The organism is Micromonospora marincola, from assembly GCF_056150385.1.
In genome coordinates this window covers 21,453-30,059 of record NZ_JAXCFT010000031.1, presented here as the reverse complement: position 1 = coordinate 30,059, position 8,607 = coordinate 21,453, and the positions used below count along the sequence as shown (strand labels likewise).

The 8,607-nt window shown below is 72.6% G+C and carries 8 protein-coding genes; 4 read left to right on the top strand and 4 right to left on the bottom strand.

The features are described from left to right. Positions 1–99: 99 nt before the first annotated feature. Complete coding sequence (locus tag SM450_RS30560) at positions 100–777, bottom strand: hypothetical protein (RefSeq protein ID WP_474623247.1); 678 nt, start codon at positions 775–777, stop codon at positions 100–102. A 69-nt stretch (positions 778–846) separates the two neighbouring features. Here SM450_RS30560 and SM450_RS30555 point away from each other — a divergent pair, with 69 nt between their 5' ends. From SM450_RS30555 to SM450_RS30545, 3 genes are read left to right on the top strand one after another with little or no spacing between them, the layout of a single operon-like run. Beyond that, on the top strand, positions 847–3,465 hold the full coding sequence (locus tag SM450_RS30555; RefSeq protein WP_474623246.1) for a valine--tRNA ligase: 2,619 nt from the start codon (positions 847–849) through the stop codon (positions 3,463–3,465). Then, positions 3,462–4,805, top strand: coding sequence for a bifunctional folylpolyglutamate synthase/dihydrofolate synthase (locus SM450_RS30550; protein ID WP_474623245.1), 1,344 nt, complete (start codon positions 3,462–3,464; stop codon positions 4,803–4,805). The genes SM450_RS30555 and SM450_RS30550 overlap by 4 nt, the downstream gene beginning before the upstream one ends. Then, positions 4,802–5,269, top strand: coding sequence for a DUF4233 domain-containing protein (locus SM450_RS30545; RefSeq protein ID WP_474623244.1), 468 nt, complete (start codon positions 4,802–4,804; stop codon positions 5,267–5,269). The genes SM450_RS30550 and SM450_RS30545 overlap by 4 nt, the downstream gene beginning before the upstream one ends. A 69-nt stretch (positions 5,270–5,338) precedes the next feature. On the opposite strand, the gene SM450_RS30540 is transcribed toward SM450_RS30545, so the two are convergent. Continuing rightward, positions 5,339–6,592, bottom strand: a complete 1,254-nt coding sequence (locus tag SM450_RS30540) for a VOC family protein (protein WP_474623243.1) — start codon at positions 6,590–6,592, stop codon at positions 5,339–5,341. Between the two features lie 144 nt (positions 6,593–6,736). Between SM450_RS30540 and ndk the strand changes: the two genes are divergently transcribed. Further along, a complete protein-coding gene (gene ndk, locus SM450_RS30535) occupies positions 6,737–7,162 on the top strand; it encodes a nucleoside-diphosphate kinase (protein ID WP_474623242.1) in 426 nt (141 codons plus the stop codon). 9 nt (positions 7,163–7,171) lie between these two features. Here the strand turns inward: ndk and SM450_RS30530 are convergent, their stop codons facing one another. After that, positions 7,172–8,104 carry an RNA polymerase sigma-70 factor gene (locus SM450_RS30530; RefSeq protein ID WP_474623241.1) on the bottom strand — a complete coding sequence of 311 codons (933 nt, stop codon included), beginning with the start codon at positions 8,102–8,104 and terminating at the stop codon, positions 7,172–7,174. Next, positions 8,053–8,496 (bottom strand): carboxymuconolactone decarboxylase family protein, encoded by a 444-nt coding sequence (locus SM450_RS30525; RefSeq protein WP_474623240.1) that lies wholly within the window; start codon positions 8,494–8,496, stop codon positions 8,053–8,055. Before SM450_RS30525 ends, SM450_RS30530 begins: the two co-directional genes overlap by 52 nt. Positions 8,497–8,607: the final 111 nt, after the last annotated feature.

Genomic DNA, 8,607 nt, shown 5'->3' with positions numbered 1-8,607 from the left:
ATGGTACTGCACTCGGGAGGGTGTGGGAGAGTAGGACACCGCCGGACAAACATTCACAGTTCAGGGCCACCCTCCGGGGTGGCCCTGAACTGCGTTCGGTCAGCGGCGCTGGACGCCTTCGCGGATCTCGCGGAACAGCGCCGCCGCGTCACCGACCGGGCGACCGGGGAACATGCCCATCGCCACACTGCCGTGATCCGCCCAACCGCACACCGCGAAGTCGCCGCCGTCGCCGGTTGTCGTTCCGCACTTCATCACGCCGCCGAGGCGGCCGGCGTCGACCTCGCGCACGCCTGCCACCTTGCCGGTCTCGTCGGCCATCAGGTCGAAGAGCGTGTCGAGGTCCCGCTCCGGCTGCCAGAGCAGAGTGGTGCCGCCGAACAGCAGCACCGACCGCTTCGCGTCCGCCGGGTCGGTGTAGACCGTACCGAAGCTGCGGTCCAGCTCGATGTCGGCGGCGAAGCCGTCGCGGAGGTATTCGGCGGTGCTGCGGGCCCGGTCGCTGTCGTCGCGGGTGAGCCCGGCCACGGCGGTCGGTTGGGTGAGCTGCGGGTCCTTCTCCTGAAGGATCCGCCAACCGGCCAGGCCGAGCGCGCCGGCGCCGGCGAGACCGACCGCCAGGGCGGCGGCCAGCACGATCTTCCGGCGCCGGGACACGGGCTGTCGTTCGGGCTCCAGCGCGGGGTCGCGGCGGCTCAGTCGGATCGGCTCGTCGGTCAGCTCGACCGGACCGTTACCCCCGTCGACCGGACGCTCGGTGAGATGCGCGTCGGACATGTCCGCCACCGTACGCGAATCACAGGTGGCGCACGTCGGGTCCCGGAAAGCGCTCCGTAGACTTTCAGGGTGACCGAGAGACTGGATGCCCGACGCCCCGACGCCCCGACCCTTGCCGGCCAGTACCAGCCCGGCGAGGTAGAGCAGCGACGGTACGAGCAGTGGGTAGCCGGCGGGCACTTCCGGGCGTCGGCGGAGAGCGACAAGCCGCCGTTCACCATCGTCATCCCGCCGCCCAACGTCACCGGGTCGCTGCACATGGGCCACGCCTTCGAGCACACGCTCATGGACGCGCTCACCCGGCGCAAGCGGATGCAGGGCTGCGAGGCCCTCTGGCTGCCCGGCATGGACCACGCCGGCATCGCCACCCAGAACCTGGTCGAGCGGAAGCTCGCCGGCGAAGGGCTGTCCCGGCACGACCTCGGCCGGGAGAAGTTCGTCGAGCGGGTATGGCAGTGGAAGGCCGAGTCCGGCGGCGCGATCCTCGGCCAGATGCGCCGGCTCGGCGACGCGGTCGACTGGGACCGGGAGCGCTTCACCATGGACGCGGGCCTCTCCCGGGCCGTGCAGACCATGTTCAAGAAGCTCTTCGACGACGGCCTGATCTACCGGGCCAACCGGATCATCAACTGGTGCCCGCGTTGCCTGACCGCGCTCTCCGACATCGAGGTGGAGCACACCGACGACGAGGGCGAGCTGGTCTCGATCCGCTACGGCGACGAGGTTGTGGTGGCCACCACCCGGGCCGAGACCATGCTCGGCGACACCGCGGTCGCGGTGCACCCGGACGACGAGCGCTACCGGCACCTGATCGGCACCGAGGTGGCGCTCCCGCTCACCGACAGGCGGATCCCGATCGTCGCGGACGAGCACGTCGACCCGGCCTTCGGCACCGGCATGGTCAAGGTGACCCCGGCGCACGACCCGAACGACTTCGAGATCGGCCAGCGGCACGACCTGCCCGCGCTGACGATGATGGACGAGCGCGGTGTCATCACCGCGCCGGGTCCGTTCCAGGGCCTGGACCGGTACGAGGCCCGCCCGGCGATCGTGGCGGCGCTGCGCGAGCAGGGCCGGATCGTGGCCGAGAAGCGGCCGTACCTGCACGCGGTGGGGCACTGCTCGCGGTGCAGGACGACTGTCGAGCCGCGGCTGTCCCTCCAGTGGTTCGTCAACACCGCGCCGCTCGCGAAGGCGGCCGGTGACGCGGTGCGCGACGGCCGGGTGAAGATCGAGCCGGCCGAGCTGGCCAAGCGCTACTTCGCCTGGGTCGACAACATGCACGACTGGTGCATCTCCCGCCAGCTGTGGTGGGGCCACCGCATCCCGGTCTGGTACGGCCCGGCCGGCGAGATCGTCTGCGTCGGCCCGGACGAGGCGCCGCCGACCGGCGACGGCTGGCGGCAGGACGAGGACGTGCTTGACACCTGGTTCTCCAGCGGCCTGTGGCCGTTCTCCACCCTCGGCTGGCCGGAGCAGACGCCGGACCTGGCGAAGTTCTATCCGACGAGCGTCCTGGTCACCGGCTACGACATCCTGTTCTTCTGGGTCGCCCGGATGATGATGTTCGGCCTGTACGCGATGGACGGCGTCCAGCCGTTCGACGTGGTGGCGCTGCACGGCATGGTCCGCGACGAGCACGGCAAGAAGATGTCGAAGTCGTTCGGCAACGTGGTCGACCCGCTCGACTGGATCGACCGGTTCGGCGCCGACGCCACCCGCTTCACGCTGGCCCGGGGCGCCAACCCGGGCCAGGATGTGCCGGTAAGTGAGGAGTGGTGCCAGGGCTCCCGTAACTTCTGCAACAAGCTCTGGAACGCCACCCGGTTCGCGCTGCTCAACGGCGCGCACACCGACGGACCGCTGCCGGCTGCCGGTGACCTGTCGACGGTAGACAGGTGGATCCTGTCCCGCCTGGCGCACGTCACCGCGGAGGTGGACGAGCAGTTCGAGGCGTACGAGTTCGCGAAGGTCTGTGACCTGCTCTACCACTTCGCCTGGGACGACGTCTGCGACTGGTACGTCGAGCTGAGCAAGCCGGTGCTCGCCGAGGGCGGGCCGGCGGCGGACGCCACCCGGCGGGTGCTGGGTCACGTGCTGGACCAGCTCCTGCGGCTGCTGCACCCGGTGATCCCGTTCGTCACCGACGAGCTGTGGACCGGGCTCACCGGCGCGGAGACGCTGCTGCGGGCGGAGTGGCCGGTGGCCGACCGTACCGGAATAGACGACGCCGCGGAGGCGGAGGTTGCCGCCCTGCAGCGGGTGGTGACCGAGATCCGGCGGTTCCGTTCGGACCAGGGGCTGCGGCCGACCCAGCGGGTCGCCGCCCGGCTCGACGGCCTGGTCGGCGCGGGCATCGCGGCGCACGAGCCGCTGGTCCGGTCGCTGGCCCGGCTCGACGCGCCCGGCGACGACTTCCAGGCCGCCGCGACGCTGGCGATGCCCGGTGAGGTGAGTGTCGCGCTCGACACCCGCGGCGCGATCGACGTGGCGGCCGAGCGGGCCCGGCTCACCAAGGACCGGGCGGCGGCCGAAAAGGAGGCCACCCAGGCGCGGGCGAAGCTGGGCAATCCGGCGTTCGTCGGCAAGGCGCCGGAGCCGGTGGTCGCGAAGATCCGGGAGCGGCTGGCGGTGGCCGAGACGGACCTGGTCCGGATCGACGCCGCGTTGGAGGCGTTGCCCTCATGAGCGACCGTACCGATCACGCGGCGTTCGCCGAGGTGGAGGCCGCGCTCAACGCGCGCGGCTTCACCCGGATGCGGTTCGAGCTGGAGAAGATCGAGAGTCTGCTCGACCTGCTCGGCAGCCCGCAGCGGGCGTACCCGTCGATCCACCTGACCGGCACCAACGGCAAGACCTCGACGGCCCGGATGATCGACTCGCTGTTGCGGGCGTTCGGGCTGCAAACCGGTCGCTACACCAGCCCGCACCTGGAGACCGTGCGGGAGCGGATCAGCCTGGACGGTGAGCCGGTGAGCGAGGAGCGGTTCGTGACGACGTACCGCGAGATCGCGCCGTTGGCCGAGCTCGTCGACCAGCGGTCCGCGGAGCCGCTGACGTACTTCGACCTGACCACGGCGCTGGCGTTCGCCACGTTCGCCGACGCCCCGGTCGACGTCGCGGTGGTGGAGGTGGGGCTCGGCGGCGCGGAGGACGCGACGAACGTGATCCAGGCCGGCGTCGCCGTGATCACCCCGATCGGGCTGGACCACACCGAGTGGCTGGGCGACACGATCGAGGACATCGCGCTGCACAAGGCGGGCATCATCCACCCCGGCGCCACCGTGATCGCGGCGGCGCAGGAGGAGGAGGCGGCCCGGCCGATCCTGGAACGCTGCGCCGAGGTCAACGCCACGGTCGCCCGGGAGGGCGCCGAGTTCGGGGTGCTGCGCCGGTCGGTCGCCGTCGGCGGCCAGGTGTTGAGCATCCAGGGCCTGGGCGGGGTGTACGAGGAGGTTTTCCTTCCGTTGCACGGCGCGCACCAGGCGCAGAACGCGGCCGTGGCGCTTGCCGCGGTGGAGGCGTTCCTGGGCGCCGGCGCGCGGCGGCAGCTCGACATCGAGGCGGTCCGGGAGGGCTTCGCCGCCACGAGTTCCCCGGGCCGGCTGGAGCGGGTGCGCAACGCCCCCACGGTGCTGCTGGACGGCGCGCACAACCCGCACGGGATGGCCGCCACGGTCACCGCGTTGCAGGAGGAGTTCGCGTTCAGCAAGCTCGTCGGCGTGCTGGCCGTGCTCGGCGACAAGGACGCCGCGAGCCTGCTCGAACTGCTCGAACCGGTGCTCGACACGGTCGTGGTCACGGAGAACAGCTCCCCCCGGGCCATGCCTGTCGACGAGCTGGCCGAGCTGGCCTGGGAGGTCTTCGGCCCGGACCGGGTGCAGGTGGCCCGGGAGATGCCGGACGCCATCGAGGCCGCCGTGGCCGAGGCCGAGTCCGATGTGCCGGGTGAGCTGGCCGGCGTGGGCGTGCTGATCACCGGTTCGGTGGTGACCGTGGCCGACGCCCGCCGGCTGTTCAAGCGGTGACCGGCCCGGAGCCGCGCCCGGACACGCAGCCGGGCTCGGGCGGCGAGGCGGGTCCGGGCGGCGAGGTTGGTCCGGGCGCGGAGCAGCGCCCGGAGCAGCCGGGTGGGGCGGGGCCGGGCGGCGTCCGCCGGTCCGGGCTGCGCAACCCCGACAAGGCGGTACGCGGCCTGGGCGCCGGCACACTCTCGCTGGAGGCGCTGGTGCTGCTGCTGGCCATCCAGCCGATCCGGGTCGTGGGCGGCGACCTGAGCGGCGCGGCGATCGCGACGATCGTCGGGCTCGCGGTGGCCTGCGTGGTGCTGGCCGGCATGATGCGGCGCGGCTGGGCCTGGCACGCCGGGACCGTGGTGCAGGGCCTGCTGCTGCTCTCCGGGCTGCTGCACTGGTCGCTGCTCGTGCTCGGCGTGATCTTCGCGCTGGTGTGGGCGTACGCGTGGCACGTGCGGCGGGTCATCCTCGGCTGAGCGCCGTTTCTTGTTAAGCGGGGCCCCTTCCTATACCGCAGGCGTTAAGAAGGGGCCCCGCCTTGCACCTCAGGCGTCGGCGAGGGAGCGCCACTGGGTGAGCGCGACGCCGTGCCCGTCGGGGTCGCGGAAGGCGGCGGCCCACACCTCCAGCTTGGTGCCCCGGTTGACCACCCGCGGAGCGTACGTGAAGCGCACCCCGCCCTCGCGCAGCCGCTCGTACGCCGCCTGGATGTCGTCGACCTCCAGGTTGACGTGCACAAGCCGGCGGCTGATCGGGGCGGCCCCGGTCACCCGGCGCAGCACCAGCCGGGTCGGCCCGGAGCCGAGCACGGCGTTGCCCTCGCCCCGGTCCAACTCGTCGAAGCCCAACTCCCGGTAGAAGTCGAGGGACCGGTCCAGGTCGGTGACGAGCAGGGTGATGCCGACGCCGCTGATCGGGCTGGCCAGCTCGTCCGGCTCGGCGGCGCCGGTCGGGCCGAAGATCGCCTCGTCCAGTTCCTGCGGGGTGGGCGGCGCGTCCGGCTCCGGCGCGTCGAGCGGCACGTCGATCGACTCCACCGGCACGGTGTCGGGGGCCTGCTCCTCGGCCGGCGGACGTGGCGCCGGCGCGCGTCGGGGCAGCGGGCCGACGGGGGTCGGCTCGACCAGTTGCCCCTCCAGCACGACCGGGCCGCCGGGGCGGTGCTGGCGCATCACCACCGGCTCGCGCTCCTCGGGCCGGGGCGGGACGTCGGCCGGCAGCGGGTCCGGCGCGGGCGGGTAGTCGTCGCGGAAGTCGTCCTCCGCGGCGCGACCGGCCCACGGCGGCGCCTCCTGCCCGATGAGCGTCTCGTCGAGCGGGTCCGCGTCGGCGTACTCGGGTGGCAGGTCGGCGGCGGCGCCGGCGGACTCCGCGTGGGTGGGCACCTCGTCCCAGAGCACCCGGACGTGGCGCTGGTCGTCGAGGGCCACCCGGACGGGCAGCGCCTGGCCGAGCGAGGGCCACTTGGCGACCGGCACCCGAGGCTCGATGATCTTCTTGGAGCGGGGCGGCAGCCCCGGGGCGTCGATCACCAGTTGCAGCTCGCAGCGGCCGAACGCGTACTGGCTCGGTGGTTCGGAGGCGCTGTGCACGTGCCCCAGGCCGACCACCCACGTTCGCCCGCCCCCGCGCACCATGGCCAGGGCGACCGCCAGCACGAGCAACGCGACGCCGAGCGCCACGATCGCCCAACTGGTCATGCCGAGCCCGAACAGCGTCACGAAGGTGGCCACGGTGCCCAGCACCGCGCCGATCAGTTTGCGTACCGGCGCGATGGTGCGGTTCCCGCCATTCGCCACAGTGGACCTCCCAGGGGTTCCAGGGCCAGGCTAGGCCGCCGCGGCGGGCCAGGGAAGATGCAGCCGCCGCGTCGGCGCCGGGACCGGGTCGCTACGCTGACCGTACCCAGCCCGAACCGGTTTGAGCGCACAGGAGGCAACAGCGTGTCCAGCAGCAGCCCGGACGAGCGGACGCTCGTACTGATCAAGCCCGACGCGGTGCGCCGTGGTCTGGTGGGCGAGATCCTGTCCCGTTTCGAGCGCAAGGGCCTGCGGATCGACGCGTTGGTGAACCGGACCATGGACGGCGACTTCGCCGACCAGCACTACGCCGAGCACGTCGACAAGCCGTTCTACCCGCCGCTGAAGACGTTCATGACCGGCGGCCCGCTGGTGGCGCTCGTGCTCTCCGGCGACCAGGTGATCGAGGTGGTCCGCGGGATGATCGGCAGCACCGACGGCCGTAAGGCCGCCGCCGGCACCATCCGCGGCGACCTGTCCCTGTCGAACCGGGAGAACCTGGTGCACGCCTCCGACTCGGTGGACAGCGCCAAGCGCGAGATCGCCCTCTGGTTCCCCGAGCTGGGCTGACGTCCTCCCTCAGCCGCCGACCCGGGTCAGCTTGTCGGGGTTTCCGACCAGGTAGATGCCGGTGATCCGGCCACCGGCGGCGGCGACACCGAGGGCGTAGCGGACACCGCTCGGCCAGCTCAGCAGCAGCGCCGGCGCACCGTTGAGCTCCACCGGCGTGGCCCGCACCCCGGGGCGGCGGCGGCCGTACACGCCGGCGAAGAAACGGGCGATCCGGTCCGCGCCGTACACCGGGTTGCGGGCCGCGCGGATCCGTCCGCCGCCGTCGGACCAGGCGGTGGCGTCGGCCGCGACCAGGTCGGTGAGCCGGGCCAGGTCGCCGTCGCGGGCGGCGGCGAGGAACGCGTCGAGCAGCCGCCGCTGCTCGGCCGGGCCCGCGGTGAAGCGCCGCCGTTCCTCGGCGAGCCGGGCCGCCGCGCGGTGGTGCAACTGGCGGCAGTCCGCCGCCGACCGGTCCAGGATGTCGCCGATCTCCGCGTACGGCATGGCGAACGCGGTGTGCAGCACGTAAACCGCCCGCTCCGGCGGGGTGAGCCGCTCCAGCAGGTGCAGCAGGGCGGTGGAGACCGTCTCCCGCAGCTCGACGGTCTCCAGCGGCCCGAACGGCGACGGGTCGGTGCGGACCGGTTCGGGCAGCCACGGGCCGACGTACGTCTCCCGAGCGGCCTGGCGGGCGCGGAGCCGGTCCAGCGCCAGCCGGGTCACCACCCGGGACAGGTACCGGCGCGGCTCGGCGACCGTGTCCCGGTCGACGTCGAGCCAGCGCAGGTACGCCTCCTGGAGCACGTCCTCGGCGTCGTGCAGGCTGCCCAGCAGCCGGTACGCCAACCCGAGCAGCATCGGCCGGTGCGCGGTGAGCGCACCGGCCGCCTCCGTCGCGCCGATCGCGGTCACACCTCGCGCGGCGGCTGGGTCCGGCTGCTGATCACGATCCGGTTCCACACGTTGATTGTGGCGATCGCGATGACGAGGTCGGCCAGCTCCCGCTCCGACCAGACCTTCGCGGCGGCGTCCCACACCTCGTCCGGCACGCCGTGCTCGCCGAGCCGGGTGACCGCGTCGGTCAGGTCCAGCGCGGTCCGCTCCCGCTCGTCGAAGAACGACAGGGCCTCCCGCCAGGCGGACAGGACGAAGAGCCGCCGGCTGTCCTCCCCGTTGGCAAGCGCCTCCCGGGTGTGCATGTCCACGCAGAACGCGCAGCCGTTGAGCATCGACGCCCGCACCTTCACCAGCTTCAGCACGGTGTGGTCCACGTTCCCCCGGATGTACGTCTCCAGCCCGCGCACCGCCGCGTACGCCTCCGGCGCCACCGCCGCCATGTTGATCCGGCTCATTGCTGCCTCCCTCGTGTCGTCCGTACGTGGCCACGACGGATTCCGGCCCGGCCGGTGTGACGATCCGGCGGTGTGACGGTGGTCATGGTGAGGTCCGGACAGCCCTCCTTA

Coding starts and splice junctions, on each gene's coding strand:
- SM450_RS30560 (WP_474623247.1), bottom strand. CDS start 777: ATGTCCGACGCGCATCTCACCGAGCGTCCGGTCGACGGGGGTAACGGT.
- SM450_RS30550 (WP_474623245.1), top strand. CDS start 3,462: ATGAGCGACCGTACCGATCACGCGGCGTTCGCCGAGGTGGAGGCCGCG.
- SM450_RS30525 (WP_474623240.1), bottom strand. CDS start 8,496: ATGAGCCGGATCAACATGGCGGCGGTGGCGCCGGAGGCGTACGCGGCG.